At 36.0% G+C, this 15,707-nt stretch carries 15 protein-coding genes and 1 pseudogene; 11 read left to right on the top strand and 5 right to left on the bottom strand.

Translation table 11 applies throughout. The features are described 5' to 3' along the window. The first annotated feature begins 79 nt into the window (after window positions 1-79). The 4 genes from ACWPWK_RS17790 to ACWPWK_RS17775 all read left to right on the top strand — a co-directional run bounded on the left by ACWPWK_RS17790 (window position 80) and on the right by ACWPWK_RS17775 (window position 3,176). Window positions 80-721 carry a S24 family peptidase gene (locus ACWPWK_RS17790; protein ID WP_109372956.1) on the top strand — a complete coding sequence of 214 codons (642 nt, stop codon included), beginning with the start codon at window positions 80-82 and terminating at the stop codon, window positions 719-721. Window positions 722-853: 132 nt separating this feature from the next. Next, window positions 854-2,002 carry an ImmA/IrrE family metallo-endopeptidase gene (locus tag ACWPWK_RS17785; protein ID WP_109372955.1) on the top strand — a complete coding sequence of 383 codons (1,149 nt, stop codon included), beginning with the start codon at window positions 854-856 and terminating at the stop codon, window positions 2,000-2,002. Continuing rightward, window positions 1,999-2,508 (top strand): DUF4411 family protein, encoded by a 510-nt coding sequence (locus ACWPWK_RS17780; RefSeq protein ID WP_109372954.1) that lies wholly within the window; start codon window positions 1,999-2,001, stop codon window positions 2,506-2,508. The genes ACWPWK_RS17785 and ACWPWK_RS17780 overlap by 4 nt, the downstream gene beginning before the upstream one ends. A gap of 347 nt (window positions 2,509-2,855) precedes the next feature. After that, window positions 2,856-3,176, top strand: coding sequence for a transcriptional antitermination N peptide (locus ACWPWK_RS17775; protein ID WP_109372953.1), 321 nt, complete (start codon window positions 2,856-2,858; stop codon window positions 3,174-3,176). A gap of 106 nt (window positions 3,177-3,282) precedes the next feature. Here the strand turns inward: ACWPWK_RS17775 and ACWPWK_RS17770 are convergent, their stop codons facing one another. Next, window positions 3,283-3,495, bottom strand: a complete 213-nt coding sequence (locus ACWPWK_RS17770; protein ID WP_109372952.1) for a hypothetical protein — start codon at window positions 3,493-3,495, stop codon at window positions 3,283-3,285. A 162-nt stretch (window positions 3,496-3,657) separates the two neighbouring features. On the opposite strand from ACWPWK_RS17770, the gene ACWPWK_RS17765 reads away from it, so the two are divergent. The 4 genes from ACWPWK_RS17765 (at window position 3,658) to ssb (ending at window position 5,641) form a co-directional block, all read left to right on the top strand. After that, window positions 3,658-3,888, top strand: a complete 231-nt coding sequence (locus ACWPWK_RS17765) for a hypothetical protein (RefSeq protein ID WP_109372951.1) — start codon at window positions 3,658-3,660, stop codon at window positions 3,886-3,888. A gap of 466 nt (window positions 3,889-4,354) precedes the next feature. Then, entirely contained in the window at window positions 4,355-4,519 is a 165-nt protein-coding gene (locus ACWPWK_RS17760) for a hypothetical protein (RefSeq protein ID WP_244185044.1), read from the top strand. Window position 4,520: 1 nt separating this feature from the next. Further along, complete coding sequence (locus ACWPWK_RS17755; protein WP_109372948.1) at window positions 4,521-5,132, top strand: ERF family protein; 612 nt, start codon at window positions 4,521-4,523, stop codon at window positions 5,130-5,132. Further along, window positions 5,132-5,641 carry a single-stranded DNA-binding protein gene (ssb, locus tag ACWPWK_RS17750; RefSeq protein WP_109372947.1) on the top strand — a complete coding sequence of 170 codons (510 nt, stop codon included), beginning with the start codon at window positions 5,132-5,134 and terminating at the stop codon, window positions 5,639-5,641. Before ACWPWK_RS17755 ends, ssb begins: the two co-directional genes overlap by 1 nt. A 78-nt stretch (window positions 5,642-5,719) precedes the next feature. Here ssb and ACWPWK_RS17745 read toward each other — a convergent pair whose 3' ends face one another. Then, window positions 5,720-5,947 (bottom strand): hypothetical protein, encoded by a 228-nt coding sequence (locus tag ACWPWK_RS17745; RefSeq protein WP_109372946.1) that lies wholly within the window; start codon window positions 5,945-5,947, stop codon window positions 5,720-5,722. Between the two features lie 315 nt (window positions 5,948-6,262). Here ACWPWK_RS17745 and ACWPWK_RS17740 point away from each other — a divergent pair, with 315 nt between their 5' ends. Together ACWPWK_RS17740 and ACWPWK_RS17735 are read left to right on the top strand one after the other, a co-directional pair. Beyond that, window positions 6,263-6,514, top strand: coding sequence for an excisionase (locus ACWPWK_RS17740; RefSeq protein ID WP_017628380.1), 252 nt, complete (start codon window positions 6,263-6,265; stop codon window positions 6,512-6,514). Further along, on the top strand, window positions 6,489-7,622 hold the full coding sequence (locus ACWPWK_RS17735; protein WP_109372945.1) for a site-specific integrase: 1,134 nt from the start codon (window positions 6,489-6,491) through the stop codon (window positions 7,620-7,622). Before ACWPWK_RS17740 ends, ACWPWK_RS17735 begins: the two co-directional genes overlap by 26 nt. A gap of 109 nt (window positions 7,623-7,731) precedes the next feature. On the opposite strand, the pseudogene ACWPWK_RS17730 reads toward ACWPWK_RS17735, so the two are convergent. Beyond that, a pseudogene (locus tag ACWPWK_RS17730) lies at window positions 7,732-7,899 on the bottom strand (isocitrate/isopropylmalate family dehydrogenase); the annotation flags it as partial. A 940-nt stretch (window positions 7,900-8,839) separates the two neighbouring features. Between ACWPWK_RS17730 and ACWPWK_RS17725 the strand changes: the two are divergent. After that, complete coding sequence (locus ACWPWK_RS17725) at window positions 8,840-10,015, top strand: YaaC family protein (RefSeq protein WP_454209227.1); 1,176 nt, start codon at window positions 8,840-8,842, stop codon at window positions 10,013-10,015. 296 nt (window positions 10,016-10,311) lie between these two features. Here ACWPWK_RS17725 and ACWPWK_RS17720 read toward each other — a convergent pair whose 3' ends face one another. Both ACWPWK_RS17720 and gpJ read right to left on the bottom strand, forming a co-directional pair. Then, window positions 10,312-11,958 carry a phage tail fiber protein gene (locus tag ACWPWK_RS17720; protein ID WP_244185043.1) on the bottom strand — a complete coding sequence of 549 codons (1,647 nt, stop codon included), beginning with the start codon at window positions 11,956-11,958 and terminating at the stop codon, window positions 10,312-10,314. 11 nt (window positions 11,959-11,969) lie between these two features. Further along, on the bottom strand, window positions 11,970-15,701 hold the full coding sequence (gene gpJ / locus ACWPWK_RS17715) for a TipJ family phage tail tip protein (RefSeq protein ID WP_109372942.1): 3,732 nt from the start codon (window positions 15,699-15,701) through the stop codon (window positions 11,970-11,972). Between the last annotated feature and the right edge of the window lie 6 nt (window positions 15,702-15,707).

Below are 15,707 nucleotides of genomic sequence, written 5' to 3'. Positions count from 1 at the left end.
TTCAAACATGGAGTTTATTAAACACTAAACCCAACGTCAAGTATTTGCTTGTTTAGTCATTACTAATCAAAATAAAGATATGGAAATAAAAAAATTAAGACAAATAAAACTCTCACAGTGGTTTAAAGGTAAAACCCTGCCCACTAAAGAGAAAAGCTATATATCTCAACTGATGAGTGGTAAATCATCGTTTGGAGAGAAGGCAGCTCGTCGTCTAGAAAGAGACTATGGGATGCCTATTGGTTATCTGGATACCCAAGATATTCAGGATGATGAGGTTGAATTCATAGGTAGAATACCATCAGGTTTAGTCAAAGTACGTGGCGAAGCATTTCTAGGTGTCGATGGTGCTGTTGATATGATTGAAGCCCATAGTGGATGGCTAAAAATATACAGTGATGATGTTGATGCATACGGGCTTAAAGTTAAAGGTGACAGCATGTGGCCTCGCATTCAATCAGGTGAGTATGTTGTCGTTGAACCCAATACTTCAGTAAAGACAGGTGACGAGGTATTTGTACGCACGATTGATGGTCACAACATGATAAAAATCTTTAATAAAACTAGAGATGGCGACTATCAATTCACCAGTATCAACAACTCACATAAACCAATAACGTTATCACCAGATCAAGTAGATACAATTCATTATGTCGCAGCTATAGTTAAACCTATCAAGTTTATTGATATCTGCGAGAAAACGGAGAGAGTTTTATTCTAATAGTATGCGGTCTCATTTCAGGATGGGTTGTGACTTGCTTGGAATAATAGGTATAACCTGATTGACCGTAGTTAATTTTGCACTAATACTTTAATTGTATATTTTATAAAACTATTTTAAGTAGGTGAAGGTATGGCGACAATAGAGTTAAAGTTGTCCCCAAAAATTATTGAATGGATAGCAAACAAGCAAGGTATTTCTACTTTAAGCCTTGCTCAAAACCTTACGCCTAAAAAACAAGAGCATTTTTTGGAAGGTAAAGTAACTAAAGGAATAGCAGAAAAACTTGCTAAATTAGCAGGTATTCCTTTTGGTTATCTATTCTTAGAACATCCACCTATTGAGAAAAAATTAGAAATTCCTGATTTCAGGAGATCTCCAGAATACGTTGAATTATCTAGAGATTTTATCGACACTTATAAAGATATCCTATTCAAAGTAGATTGGTATAAAGACTATTTAAAAGATATTGGCTCTGATGCAGAGTTACCTTTTGTTGGTAAATTTACGATAAAAAACAATATTGAAACCATAAGTAAAGATATAACAGAAACAATTGGGTTTGATATTGAGTCTATATTAAAAAAAGTTAAACATGATAGTTATTTTGGTATAGCAAGTAAATTGATAGAGAATGCTGGAATTCTTGTATTTAAGAATGGAATAGTTCGAAACAATACAAAAAGAAGGCTAAATATAGAAGAATTTAGAGGCTTTTCCATCGTTGATCCAATAGCACCAGCTGTATTTATTAATGGAGCAGATTCCTTTTCAGCTCAAATATTTACCTTATTTCATGAGGTTGCACATATTTGGATTGGTAAAGGTGGCATATCCGATTGGGACTATGACAACAAAATAGAAGCTTTCTGTAATAAAGTTGCAGCATATATATTAATGCCCGACGATTTATATATAAATAAATGGATGAGTGAAGCAAACAGTATTGAAGATCATATTTATATAAATAGATTTGTATCTAAATTCTTCAAGGTCAGTGAATATGCTAGTGCTATAAAAGCCAAAGAGTTAAATCTAATAAGCAACGAAACATTTGTGATGATTAGACATATATGTATTCATAATTATAATTCCATAGTAAAGAAAAATGACGGTGGTTCCCCCTACTACACAATACCCTATCGTAATAGTAATAAAATCACTGATGCTGTACTCGCATTAACAATGAGTCAAGGTTTACCAATCAGAGAAGCTGGTAGAATTTTGAACATAAAAGCAGATACGGTCATAGAGTTATATAAGAAAAGGACGTCTAAATGATGAACCCTGATCGATTCTTAATTGATAGTAACGTATTCATTGAAGCTAAATATTTTCACTATAACTTTAATTATTGCCGTCGATTTTGGGACTTCATATTAGAATTACACAAAAATGGGATAGTATATTCGATCAATGCAGTTAAAAAAGAGCTCACCAGAAAAGAAGATGAACTTTGCCTATGGGTAAAAAATGAAGTCCCTAATAGTTTTTTTGAAGATGAAACATCATCTATAAGTAACTATGCAAAGCTAATGCAGTGGTCACAAGGTTTAGATGTTCATGATAAAGCAAAAGAAGATTTTGCTGATATATCTAAAGCTGACGCTTTCTTAATAGCTCACGCCATGACTCACAATATGTCATTAATTACTCAAGAAAAAGAACAAATAGGAGCGAAAAAAAGGATCTTAATACCAAACGCAGCAAAAGAAAATGGAGTGAAAACTCTAACCATATACGAGTTTTTGGCCAAATATGCAGGTCAAAACTTTTCTATAAAATAACCCACAACCACCTAACTAAGATTTTTTGTACCCTCTACCCCCTTTAAAGAAGTGTTCTGCATTCCAATCTGAGATTTTTCACAAGTAAATTTACTTAATATTCAGGATGTTGTTAACCATTAACTAAATAATGTTTAGTAAACACTTGACCTAAATTTTAGTATTTAATAAACTAAGAATATCAACGAGACACAGCACGTTGATGTTCTTTAACAACGATGGTAGCAAGCTGTGTATCAGCTATCAGAACGGCGACGCTGATAAAGCGTCAACCTTCTCAGAAGGTTTTCGGATTGGTGTTTCATTATTTTATCACCAATCACTAAAGCCAACTGTTTGGAGGATATATGGCAACTATAAAAGTGAAGAAATCACGCAAACCAGACTTTTTACGTGGTAACTCTGCAAATAGACGTCATGCCAGACGGAAAGTCGAAGCCATTGCAATTAAAGATATTGAGATGCAACTAGACTCAATATTTCAAGTAGAAACCAAAAAATTAAACCGCGTTGAAAAGACACTATCACTAAGCCACATTCCTGTGACTAGAAGTATTGAACCTAAGTATCAATCATCACCTGATAACTGTTGTTTACCAGACGTATTAATATTTTCAGGAGTTAAAACAAAACAACCGAGCAGTGAGTTCGGTGTTACGGCTAGATAGGGGAAAATAACGAAAAAGAAATTGAACCCTACTCCAATAATGATAACTTCGACTCAAATACAGTAGCAAGAGCCATACTAAATACAACTCTCGCAGCATTAGATACTTAACGTTTTTTTGTAAAAAAACTAACCGGAGGCGGAGTTTCTTTTTCGTACTGCTTTTTAGCAACTTCTAAACACTCAGGATAAAGCGCTTCAATTTCAGACATCAATTGTTCTGGTGTTTTAATGGACTCTTGTTTTACTGCCAACGCCAGCGCCATATCAAAAGCAACTCGTTTAACAGGGTTGTCATCAGAGATAACTCTATTGCTCATTAATTCAATCCTTTTAATTATGTTGGGGTGATTGAATTATACACAGATTTCTTATGTTGGGGAATGTAAGAACTACCTCGCCTGACGGGTTAAAAGCAGGTACAGTAAATAATTACCGTTTATAAGATGGGTTACAATAACTTTACCAATAGGAAATAAAAAATGACTCAACAAGATACTTCTATCGTTATTAACGTCAAATTGACTTTAAATCATATTGAAAATAAACCACATCGAGTAGAAGTAAACACTCAAATAAATGCTTCAGATGAAATCCCTGAGTTAGCTATATTACTAAGCGACTTCTCAGATAATTTAATTGGAGAAAATGCGATAAAAACGGCATTAAAAAAAGCAGTTTTAAATACCTTAGTAAACAAAGTTAAACATTAATAAAAATATTTCCCTCTCGTCTAAATCTTTTTTCGCCAACACCAGAATATATTAATCATTACCACTATCACTTAATTAGTGAGGATTTTGCACATCCAGAGGTAAACATGAACATTGATAAATACACACTTTGTTTAGCTCAAAGCCAAGCAAGGAACGCCCATTTTCTCAAAGATGAACATGGATGGAATAAGGCCAATCAGACATTAAAACAGGCTTATGGCATAAAACATCAATACAACGCAAAGGTATGCAAAGAAATAAATATCCCAATAAATAGGCTCTATGGATAGAGGTAATTTTTGTGAATAATTTTAATAATCAAATATACCCAAATGATAAATACCCTCGACTAAGTTCACCTACTCCGAAAAGGAATTTAAAAGAAGCTCTCGCTCATTCAATAGCTATTATTGAAGGAGAAATACCTAACAATTCGCCTAGCATAGCTGAACAGCGACTCGCTATGACGCTTTGGTATATGAATTTAGATGCATCCAAGAATCACCCTCCTCTTCCTGAGCATATTCGAACCCAACGAGATTCAAAAAGGACATATACACCTAGTAATAAATTTGAAGTCGATTACTACGGAAGTGATCGTCGTCAAGGTCAATATTTAGGGGATTAATATGACTGCTGTATACAAAGCTATTAGTAATGTTGCTAGAGAAATGGCTGAAACGGGCATTAAAAAAGGAAGTGTAAACCAGCAACAAGGATTTATGTTCAGAGGAATTGACGCGGTATATAACGCCCTTGCCCCTGCTCTAGTTAAGCATGGATTGCTGATTCTTCCACGGATCATTGAACGCACTGTCACGGAAAGGCAAACACAAAGAGGTGGCTTGTTATTTTATGTCGTAGTGAAAGCTGAGTTTGAATTTGTTTCTGTTGAAGATGGAAGCAAACACACGGTTGTGACTTATGGTGAAGCAATGGATAGCGGAGACAAAGCCACAAATAAAGCCATGTCTATTGCATATAAATACGCAGCTTTCCAAACATTTTGTATACCAACCGAAGAAACAGCAATCGATGCGGATGCAGAAGTCCACAATGTAGCACCGAGAACACCAGATCAGATATTGAAAGATTTTACTAATTCAGTAATGGCTATTACAGATCTCAATATTTTGAAAAAAGAATTTGGAGAAACATGGAAGTTACTCAGAAAAACGCCTGAACAATCAAAAGCAAAGGAAGTATATAACATCAGAAAATCTGAATTGGAGGCGATGTAATGGCAAGTAAAGGTGTAAACAAAGTCTTATTGATAGGACATCTAGGTCAAGATCCTGAAATGCGTTACCTCTCAAATGGCGATGCAGTTACTAATATTACATTAGCCACCAGCGATTCATGGAAAGATAAACAATCAGGTGAAACCAAGGAACGTGTTGAATGGCATAGAGTTGTGATATTCGGAAAACTTGCCGAAATCGCTGGCGAATATCTGCATAAAGGTTCACAAGTCTATATCGAAGGTCAATTACAAACACGTAAATGGCAAGATCAAAATGGGCAAGACAGATACAGCACGGAAGTTGTAGTGAATATTAATGGCTCAATGCAAATTTTAGGTAACAACAATCAGGCAGGTAGCCAGAAATCACAACCATCACCTCATCAACACGAATGGAGCCCACAACAATCTCCTAAACATAATGAACCCTCAATGGACTTTGATGATGATATTCCTTTTGCGCCGATTGGATTACCTTATCCTCGTATCGCTATTAATGTTATTTAAAATAATATTTATTAGGATAAAATTATAACTCTAGGAAGAATGCCACAAAGCCGAATATTATCGGCTTTAAATATATATTTAATAAATTTTTGAAAGAGAAAATCCACCAATCCAAGTTCTCGAAACCTCAGTAAAAATAAATTCACCTGATGCCAAAAGTATATTAACTCTTTCACTTTCGACAATAGAACTAGGAAACTCTTTATTATCAGAAAAATTAAATGTCAAAACTCCTTCATTTGTATTACACGGTGTAAGCTCGTAAGTTTCATTTTTATATCTTGCTATATGAGTCATATATTTCATATCTGCTCCTTATTTCCGATCAAGAAGGAAACGATACAACAGATTGTTTTATAAGTAAATATTTTAAAATACTGCTTGACGAATTACACTATTTATACGTGTAATCACTTATTATTAAAGTGAAAATGAAAAACATAATAAAGTTTAACGATGCAATGTTAAAACTGTCATCGATAAAAAAACATCAATGAGCTGCTCTCAACTCTTAGCAAGAAATAACGGAGGATAAGTTACACAAACTTAATAATGACCTTTCATTCTAAAACACTAATTAATATTTATTTAAACTGAATATAAATAACGTGGAGAGAAAATATGTCAAGAATGGTGACTCTTGAAGCGTGGGCAAGGTTGGAGTTTGGAGATGCCTCTCCTTGCATGACGGTATTACAAAAATACGCAAAGAATAACCTTATTGCACCACCTGCAATGAAAGTTGGCCGCAAGTGGATGGTTGATAGAGAGGCTCGTTATGTGGGTTATCTGTCTCTCCCTCAAATTCCTACTAAATCAACGGAACGACTTAAGAGGATAATTACAGATGGCTGCCCGACCACGAACCCATAAAATTATTATCCCTAATTTATATCGAAAGCTAGATAAGCGTAATGGCAAAATTTATTGGCAATATAAACATCCCCTAACAGGTAAATTTCATAGCTTAGGCACCGACGAACAAGAAGCGAAAGAAACAGCCATTCAGGCCAATACAATTATCGCTGAACAACATACTCGACAGTTATTAAGTATTAATGAACGGTTATCAAAAATTAAGACAAATAAGTCTGAAATATCTGTCGATACATGGATGGATAAATATTTAGATATTCAAAAAGAAAGATTAGATATCGGTGAATTAAAAATTAATTCTTATCGACAAAAGATGAAACCTATTAATTTATTCCGTCAGTATTGTGGTACAAAAATATTAAAAGAGATAACCGCATTAGATATTGCTGAAATAATAGATTCCATCAAAGTATTAGGTCATTCAAGAATGGCTCAGGTCGTTCGCATGGTGCTTATTGATGTATTTAAAGAAGCACAACATGCAGGCTATGTTCCGCCTGGTTACAATCCTGCGAAAGCAACTAAACAACCACGGAACAGAGTGAAAAGAGAACGCATGACATTGGACGAATGGCGGACTATTTATCAGCAAGCTAAGAACCACCCTCCTTACCTGCAATGCGGTATGTTGCTGGCTTTAACCACAGGTCAGCGGATCGGTGATATCTGTAAAATGAAATTCTCTGATATTTGGGATGACATGCTACATATACAGCAAGAGAAAACGGGGAGTAAGTTGGCCATCCCTCTCTCACTAAAATGTGAAGCTATCAATCTCTCCTTAAGGGATGTTGTTGCTCAATGTCGTGATGCTGTTGTGAGTAAATACCTCGTGCATTATCGGCATACCACCGCACAAGCGAAACGAGGCGAACAAGTCACACCAAATACATTAACCACAACGTTTAAAAAAGCGCGAGATAAATGTGGGTTAACTTGGGAAAAAGGTACTGCACCTACTTTCCATGAACAGCGATCTTTATCCGAGCGACTTTATCGTGAACAAGGAATTAATACACAAAAATTATTAGGGCATAAAACACAAAATATGACCGATAAGTACCACGACGATAGAGGCAAAGAATGGCAAATTATTGCTGTTTAATTGAACAGTTTTGGGGAGGAGTTTTGGGGATATTTTGGGGAAGAATTTTATAGTACAAAAAATAAACGGGAACTAATAAGCTCCCGTTAACTATTTATCAAATCAACAATTACATATGTTTGATAATCGCGTCACCAAACTCGCTACATTTCAGCAATTTAGCGCCTTCTAACTGACGTTCGAAATCATAAGTTACAGTCTTAGCAGCAATCGCGCCTTCCATACCTTTAATGATTAAGTCAGCCGCTTCTGTCCAACCCATGTGGCGTAGCATTATATAAATCCACCATCACTAACTATTTGTTTATTAAGGTATATTCACTCTTAACATACTTAAAAGACAGTGATTATGCATTTTTATAACCAATTGATTACCATAATACTTTTATTGGTTTTGATAACCTAAAATTAGATATATAATCGAATTATAATAAATAGTTAACGCAATATAAAAGTAATATTAAACTAATAGGCATAGTAGTCACTAAAAGCCCTCTAAATAAATAAAGTGGACTTTTTAACTATTTGCATGGTAGGTACTAATCGTAAAAATACTAGCTATTTTGATACTTACTCTATATACATATCAAAAAAAGTAATTACAACTTGATTCTATTACTTACTTTAATTGACTGTAACGTTTGGTTTTGTTGTAACACTAAGTTGTATGTATTTGTATCACCTTCTCCTCGAATAGATACGATCAATGAATAGTTTAAAGGACTAAGACCGACTTGTGCATTACCTCCTTTTTCTCGTAAATTATATTTAACGTCAAAAACAGGGTATAATAGCGTATTTTTTTTAATGTTGTTCCCTTTAAATACACGTTTCCCATTTATGAGCATCTTCTCACAATTCATCCTCAGTTGGATATAAGTTACCAGATGAGAAAAATGATTTTGTTTCTGACTAGAATGAGGTAATCGCTAGAGAGAAGTCTATTATGTTCCATAATGCTGGTACTTCGACTATGACCGAAACCGAGAATGTTATTAGTATGAAACCGTTCATTATGATGTATAGAAAATAAATTACCACATTCAGAATTTTATTGAATCATTGCCTAATTTTGCTAATCTTGATGAAGAATTTCAGGATGAAAAGTGGTGACGTTTTGAACTTTAGGACTAAACAAGGATAAGTCATAATTCTACAATGCATTGAATAAAATGGGTTTTATTTTTAAATTTTACAGTAGCGTATTGGAATGGTATATGTCAATTGTACAAATAAGAAAGTATCTTAATGGTTTTCCATTATTCTCTATGGATTATAATAAACTAAAAATTGGTTCTGGTGAAAAAATAATTGTTTCTGATATATGGGCTTTTTGGGATTATATTTTGAAACGTTATATTGAGAAAACAGCCAAAACAACAACTGATAAGCTAAAAAAAGAAAAAGTACTATTTTCTTTTTTGGAACAAGCGAAGAATTTTTACGAATCAGCAGAGAATAGCCCGGTAAAATCCCAGCCATTATTATATTATTATGCATTTCTTAATCTTTCAAAAATCGCAATAAATATTTCTAGAAAAAAAAATGTTTTGTTTAAGGGATATACGCATGGTATATCTGAAGATTATCAGAGTGAATTTTCAAAATCTAGCGTCACCATAAAAACAAGTAACCACGGTGATATTCAAGTCGCACATGAGATGTTAAATTTTTTCGATTTATCAAAAGCACCACCCTATAATAGCGGACCGAAAAATTTAAATATAAGAGATATACTATCGCATTGCACTGGCATACACAGATCATATAGCGAAATATATAGAAAGCCGGAGTTTTTTATTAAAATAATTGACCATGCTTTATTTAGAAAAGGTAAAGTATTATATTTTCGTGGAGATCTAGGGGTCTTAAATGAAATAGATGCAGAAAAATTAGTCAATGCTGGGTATAACATACTAAGATATAAGGATGATATCTGCTATACATCAAGTACACAGCACGGTTCTAATATAAATTGGAGTCCAAATATAGAACTAACCTACCCTGGATTAATCAATGGGCATTATTATTACTTTTGCTCAATCACAATGCGTTATTATAAAGATCCTACTCACGCTGAATATTACAATCTTTCTAAGGAAATAAGAAAGGATGGGGTTTGGTACTATATTGGCTCGAATGGATATACAATTTATATATCAAAATGTATGGATCCATCGTTTAGATATAGTCAAGAGTCTATTATTTATATGATGATGTTTTATCTTGGCTCTATCACAAGATATCGCCCCCACCTATTTGATAGTTTGTTCTCCAATAAAGAACAATGGTTAATAAGTGAATTTTTGAAAACACAACCTAAGCAATATCTATATTTATTGACAGCTCAAATTTTAGGGCAGCAAGTGATAAAGGCATACGCAATGTTCTGATTTATATTATTTTTAGGCTGTTCTTTTATTACTAAATAGCTTATCTTACACAGGTAATTACTGGTCAAATTGTAAGCATATCTCACACTTTTAGATCTTTGACCTAAATGCTTGTAACATTTGTTATCTCAGCTTGTGGCATAAAGCAGACGCTGGCTCATATATGACTCTATGTAACAGCATAAGTTCTAATCTTGAGCCAGTACAGTTAATGATTACAGCAATTTATCATTTTCACCTAAACTTAATTGCTCCTTCATCTCCTCTTCTTTTTGTCTGCGTTCCTCTTCCACTTTCTACGCTTCTTCCATCTCACGCATTCTCACATTATAGATTGAGCCTTCTGGCATCTGTACACGAACAGAGATAAAACGTCCATCGGGAATATCAATCGGATCACCATCGCTATAACCGTCAATATCATTACGAGCAAACTCAGGTGCGTTAGGATGAGTACGGTGATAAGTTTTAACGAGAATAGAACCGTCTTCATTAACTTCAGAATCCACCCAAATAAGTGGCTGTTTATTAACATCGAGTGGAATTTCAATACCGCCATCAATACCGCCCCAGCCAGCATCTGAATTAAATCCGAGTACACCTTCGATAAGATATTCACCCTGAGCTACTCGAGTAACCGTTGCGCCTTCTGATTCGTCGTTAGTTGTAAATGTGCCGTCAGGATTGATGTCGATGATTGGAGAGGCGCGTTTAATAAAACCATTGCTATCGGTTGTTGTATTAGCCTCGCTATATATCTTCCTTACTCTAGTAAACCCATCACTAATACTGACATCTGAAGTATATGAATATGTAACACCATTTGACGCATTAACAAATAAACCGGCCTTAATTGTTGAATTATAAGCAAGGTGAATACCGCATCCATGATTTGTAAAGAGGTTAGTCCCGCTACCACCACCCTGCATAAAAAAAGAAGTGTGATGGGTGTTTTTTAAATCATCATTAGTAAATGTTGGGTTTATAGAACCTAAACCATAATCACCAACTAGCATCAGTGTTCCACCTTTCCTTTCTGGAAATCTAATACTATTACCAGAACCATCATAGGAAAGATAAAATCCGTAAGGAACACCCTTTTCAGCTCTCAATAACCCAAAATAATTTGTTGGATTAGACTTATCTGAACTATAAAGCCCTTGGTAAGACATTAACTGACCATTGAATCTCTGAGTTTCTGAGTTTGTCAAAGAGGCTAATACAGACCAATCAGACCAAGCTTTTGCGTTTACGCGAATCCTATTAGCAAGCAATGGAGCTTGTACAGTACCACCCGACTGTATTTGTAAAACAGCTCCAGTACCATCCCCGCCTTGTCTTGTAGAAACAATAAGAGGCTTATATGGTTCAAAATAGTTAGCTGAATTAGCCCCACCAGCACCATAAAAACCAGCAGAAGTTATATCGTTAGCGTCAGGCGGTGTTAATGGTATGATAGGGCCATTATCGGCAGTTGCTCCAACACCAAAATCACCAACGTGAACCGTCTTATTATCATCCGCTTTCTTGCTAATATTCCCTTGCATCTTCTTAATACTATCGAGCGTGATAACTTCACCATTTGGCATTTCAATTTTTGTCTGCCCTGTTTCAGTCATCCATGTATTCATCGCATCGAGAAAATATTGCGTGTATGCATTTATTGCAATCATCGTTCTTGCTGCATCACTATTATTATCTGGCTCAGTAATATGAATCGAGAATGTGGTGTTCGTTGCTGTGGCTAATGCAGGGTGTGCTAATACTAATTCTGTGTCGGAATTAACGGATTTAATCATATACGGAATATTCGTGTTTCCTGATTTAATTAAAATAGTCATTCCGATATTAATGGCTGGATTATTATTTTTAAATTTAGTGCCAGTGCCTTTGACAATAGCAGACCCTGACACAGTAGAGACTGTGCCTGTTGTGTATATCATGATTTATTTCCTTATTGCTTGCAGGCTAATAGTGTTATTTTGAAATATCTATCTTCGCTGTCATATCTAAATACGCCTGGTGTATTCGCTTTTAACGTTGTTGATGGAGAATTCCAATAAACAAAGTCTTCATAATTCCCACCATTTTTAATTTCAAAAAATTTATCATCATTTAGCCATAATCGACACCACTTGCTATTATGTGTCGTCGCTATGGTGACTACTTGAATAACACGGTCAAAAGATTGTGCCGGTATTGTAATTGTTTCTCCATTACCAAGAGAATAAAACTTAACTATGTCACCTTCGATATTCTCCACTTTTAAAGTGCCCTTAATTTCACAATCCTTGTCAATAATCACATTATTCATTGTGCCTTTAGTTGCTTTAATTTCTCCTCTAAATTTTGCATTCTCAAATTCAGCATATCCATTTTTATTAATTATCCAGCCTGATTTCCCCGCCACATAATTATTTGATTGAATAACATTCCCTATTTTTGCATTTGTAATCGAACCATCTTCGATAAATAAATCTCGAACAAAGAATTGCCCGTTCTTGGCATACATGAATAATTCCATCTTGCCATTTGCAGGGTTATACCAAGCAAAGTTATTTGCGTTGTAACCAAAGAATGATTCGAGCTTTCCATTCTTAACTTGAGCGCTGATCACTTGCCCTGCTGCATTGTATTTCACGTTATTATGAACAATCGTAATATTGATTGAATGAGTGACAACACCGTCGCCTGATTGCTCAAATTCAGCCTGCATTTTTTGGTTAATCATGCCCTGCTGTTTGCCAAATTGCGCCTGTACCTGTTCTTCAGATTTAGCCATGGCTTTATTCGTTTCAGATATCGCTTCTTTATTTGTTGCAACATCAGCACGAATACGACCAACTTCTTTATCTGTATTGCCTAAATTCTGGTTGGTATCGGCTAAATTTTGGTTAGTTGTTTTTAACTCTGTGCGGATCTCCGTAGTTGTTTGACCGAAAGCTTTATTTAGCTCAGTAATTGACGTTTGAGTCTCTTTAATTGCAGACTTGTTGTCACCAACAGCAGAATAAATTTCTTTAACTTCCTGTGCCCATGCTTCGTTATCCGTTGCACGTACTTGCCATAGCTCTTTGATTCCAGCTTGTGATTGACCGTGTTTCACCAACAGACTGCGTGATAGTTGAGAGTCAGCATTACTAAGAATAATTGCTGTCTCAGCATTCCAATCCAAGCGTTCACTAAGTTGCTGGCCGGCTTCTGATGACATGAAGTGTCCATCAAGCTCTGGCAATATCGTACCTACATCAAACTCCGATTCTCCCCGAATAAACTCAGTCCACTCAGATTGATTGCCAGTTTTATCCACCAGCCTTGCTCTAAAATAAAACGCGACACCTGCCGATAAACCCGCCATTTCATAGGTTTTAGATGGGTAAGGAACATCAGATAACAGCATCAGACCTTCACCATCATTCGTTTTGCTGTACTGGATTTCAGTTTTTAATGTATCACTGGTGTTTTCACCAAATCCCCAGTCTAACTTAATGCCAAAGACTAATGGTGACGCTCTAAAGTTAATCGGTTTGGGTGGGTTACCCATTTTGCCTGTTAACGTTTTTTCGTCAGAATACCCCCACCCGCTGGAGATCTCAGAAGCATTAATGGCTCGAACACGGACTAAATATCGACCAGAATAAACATTAGGAACTTCAATAGAATTAATGGAGCTACGAGGCATATTGACCCAATTGCCTTCGTTTCTACGCCATTGCGCTTCATAAGAGATTGCATTTTCAACTTGTGGCCACTGTGCTCGCATCGTTTCAATGTTAACGCCTTGGCTTACAATGGAATAAGAGTCGATGACTATATTTTTCGGGGCTTGCTGGTTATTAGGAGGAATAACACTAATGGGCCGTTCATCTATCAATGCACCAGAATCAACGTGTTCATATTTACTGGGATCATGCTGAATGGCGGTAATAGTAAATTGATTAGATTCATTTTCAGTGACACTGACAACGCGATATTGTTGCGCATACAGCTCTTCTGATTCGACAACCCAAACACATTCTGCCTCTGGTATCTCACTGTACTCCGTTGTAACCGTGATCACTTTCCCTGATACTGTTTGTATCGTTCTTGCTTGAGATTGCCCTGAAGGAAGATTGAGAATTAAGCGATCACCACTCACAGCACTTGCAACGCGATCTAACGTGATATTTCTGCCATTGATGGCACTCACTCGACCGCCAGTGACTTTCCCTGACAACAGTTCATCAGCAACCGCGATAATGTAACCGGGTTGCGGAATGTTCCCATCCAATCCGACAGAAAATGTCACCATTCTGTCTTTATTGTTTGTCAGTATTCCCCAGCGCCCTTTTCTGTTTGCTTCACTTTGTCGGGTGCAACCAATTGCGGTAACTTCTAATTGATTAAACCCAAACCGAGAAACTAAATCAGGTTCAAACACTGGCTCCATTGCATCAGCATATCCATTTTGCGGATCTGAATACGAAACTAATGCCGTGGAATATTTTTCTTTACTGCTACTGCTTGAATAAATAAATTTTCCATCAATCACATTGGCTCGAGTATAGCTATAATCAATATCACGAGGCATATCCGCTAATGTTACAATCTGACCGCCACCCCAATAGGTCATCCCTCGAAAGATGGCTGCAAAATCACGTAGCACGTTATACGCTTCATTTCTATCTTGCACATAAACATCACAGACATAACGAGGTTCTGTGCCATCACCACCTTTCCCATCAGCTACTAATTGATCACAATACTGCGCTATACGGTATAACTCCCATTTATCAATCTGTTGTTGATTTATTCGTTGTCCAAGACCAAATCTATCGGAGATAACAATGTCGTAGAAAACCCATGCAGGATTATTGGTCCATGCCCATTTAAAGGAACCATCCCACACGCCCGTATAGGAGCGATCAATAGGATTGTAATTTGAGGGTATTCGGATTATGCGCCCTTTCGGTTTGCACGTTATTTGCGGAATAGAGCCATTGAATTGTTTAGAGTCGAATTCAATATAAAGTAACGCCGTATGAGGATAGGTAAACTTAGCATCAATGACTTCAGTGTAACTTTGCAAAACAACCGTATCACCAATTTTACTGCTATTAGCATCATTAGAGACTTTTCTAACACGTAGTGACCATGATGTTGTCGATTCAGGTAAATCAATTCTGTGTGCTCGCTCATAACCTGATGTCGTTTTTCCTTTCACGGCACTATCAATAACAGTTTTCCAGCTACCACCATCAGTTTGTAAATCAATGGCGTATTTAACTTCATTACCCACCAAATCCCCATTATCTTCTTGCTTGAATAATGAAGGCCACTTTAGACGAACTCGAATAGCTGATAATTGTGAATTGGTAAATGTGTGAACCCACGGTGTTTTACTCGAAATCGTTGAACCAACATTGATCTCATTTTCAGCACTAGGTAATCCTTGAATATAAGTCTGTGCTTGTGTGCCAGATCTAAAATCCCACGTTACACCACTAAAATTTGAATTTCCTTCAGTGTCTTCTAACGGCGTACCATCAAGAAAGATATTTTGTGCCGTTAACTCTCCGGCAAATTCTCCCTCACCCAATGCAATGAGTAACTTTGCTTTAGCAATAGATTGTAAATCATCGGGTTGTTCAACAGGCACACGAGGACTACCACCGCCCCCTTTTTGACCGTGAATTGTTTTTCTCATTAGATT

The sequence above is a fragment of the Proteus sp. Marseille-Q3619 genome, assembly GCF_965283115.1.
The sequence above is the reverse complement of the archived record's forward strand: the minus strand, read 5'-3'. Positions and strand labels throughout refer to the sequence as shown.

What these genes read in the sequence shown, in the direction of transcription:
- ACWPWK_RS17790 (WP_109372956.1), top strand. Translation starts at nt 80, where the DNA reads ATGGAAATAAAAAAATTAAGACAAATAAAACTCTCACAGTGGTTTAAA.
- ACWPWK_RS17780 (WP_109372954.1), top strand. Translation starts at nt 1,999, where the DNA reads ATGATGAACCCTGATCGATTCTTAATTGATAGTAACGTATTCATTGAA.
- gpJ (WP_109372942.1), bottom strand. Translation starts at nt 15,701, where the DNA reads ATGAGAAAAACAATTCACGGTCAAAAAGGGGGCGGTGGTAGTCCTCGT.
- ACWPWK_RS17770 (WP_109372952.1), bottom strand. Translation starts at nt 3,495, where the DNA reads ATGAGCAATAGAGTTATCTCTGATGACAACCCTGTTAAACGAGTTGCT.
- ACWPWK_RS17760 (WP_244185044.1), top strand. Translation starts at nt 4,355, where the DNA reads ATGACGCTTTGGTATATGAATTTAGATGCATCCAAGAATCACCCTCCT.
- ACWPWK_RS17720 (WP_244185043.1), bottom strand. Translation starts at nt 11,958, where the DNA reads ATGATATACACAACAGGCACAGTCTCTACTGTGTCAGGGTCTGCTATT.
- ACWPWK_RS17755 (WP_109372948.1), top strand. Translation starts at nt 4,521, where the DNA reads ATGACTGCTGTATACAAAGCTATTAGTAATGTTGCTAGAGAAATGGCT.
- ACWPWK_RS17765 (WP_109372951.1), top strand. Translation starts at nt 3,658, where the DNA reads ATGACTCAACAAGATACTTCTATCGTTATTAACGTCAAATTGACTTTA.
- ACWPWK_RS17725 (WP_454209227.1), top strand. Translation starts at nt 8,840, where the DNA reads ATGTCAATTGTACAAATAAGAAAGTATCTTAATGGTTTTCCATTATTC.
- ACWPWK_RS17775 (WP_109372953.1), top strand. Translation starts at nt 2,856, where the DNA reads ATGGCAACTATAAAAGTGAAGAAATCACGCAAACCAGACTTTTTACGT.
- ACWPWK_RS17745 (WP_109372946.1), bottom strand. Translation starts at nt 5,947, where the DNA reads ATGAAATATATGACTCATATAGCAAGATATAAAAATGAAACTTACGAG.
- ACWPWK_RS17740 (WP_017628380.1), top strand. Translation starts at nt 6,263, where the DNA reads ATGTCAAGAATGGTGACTCTTGAAGCGTGGGCAAGGTTGGAGTTTGGA.
- ACWPWK_RS17785 (WP_109372955.1), top strand. Translation starts at nt 854, where the DNA reads ATGGCGACAATAGAGTTAAAGTTGTCCCCAAAAATTATTGAATGGATA.
- ssb (WP_109372947.1), top strand. Translation starts at nt 5,132, where the DNA reads ATGGCAAGTAAAGGTGTAAACAAAGTCTTATTGATAGGACATCTAGGT.
- ACWPWK_RS17735 (WP_109372945.1), top strand. Translation starts at nt 6,489, where the DNA reads ATGGCTGCCCGACCACGAACCCATAAAATTATTATCCCTAATTTATAT.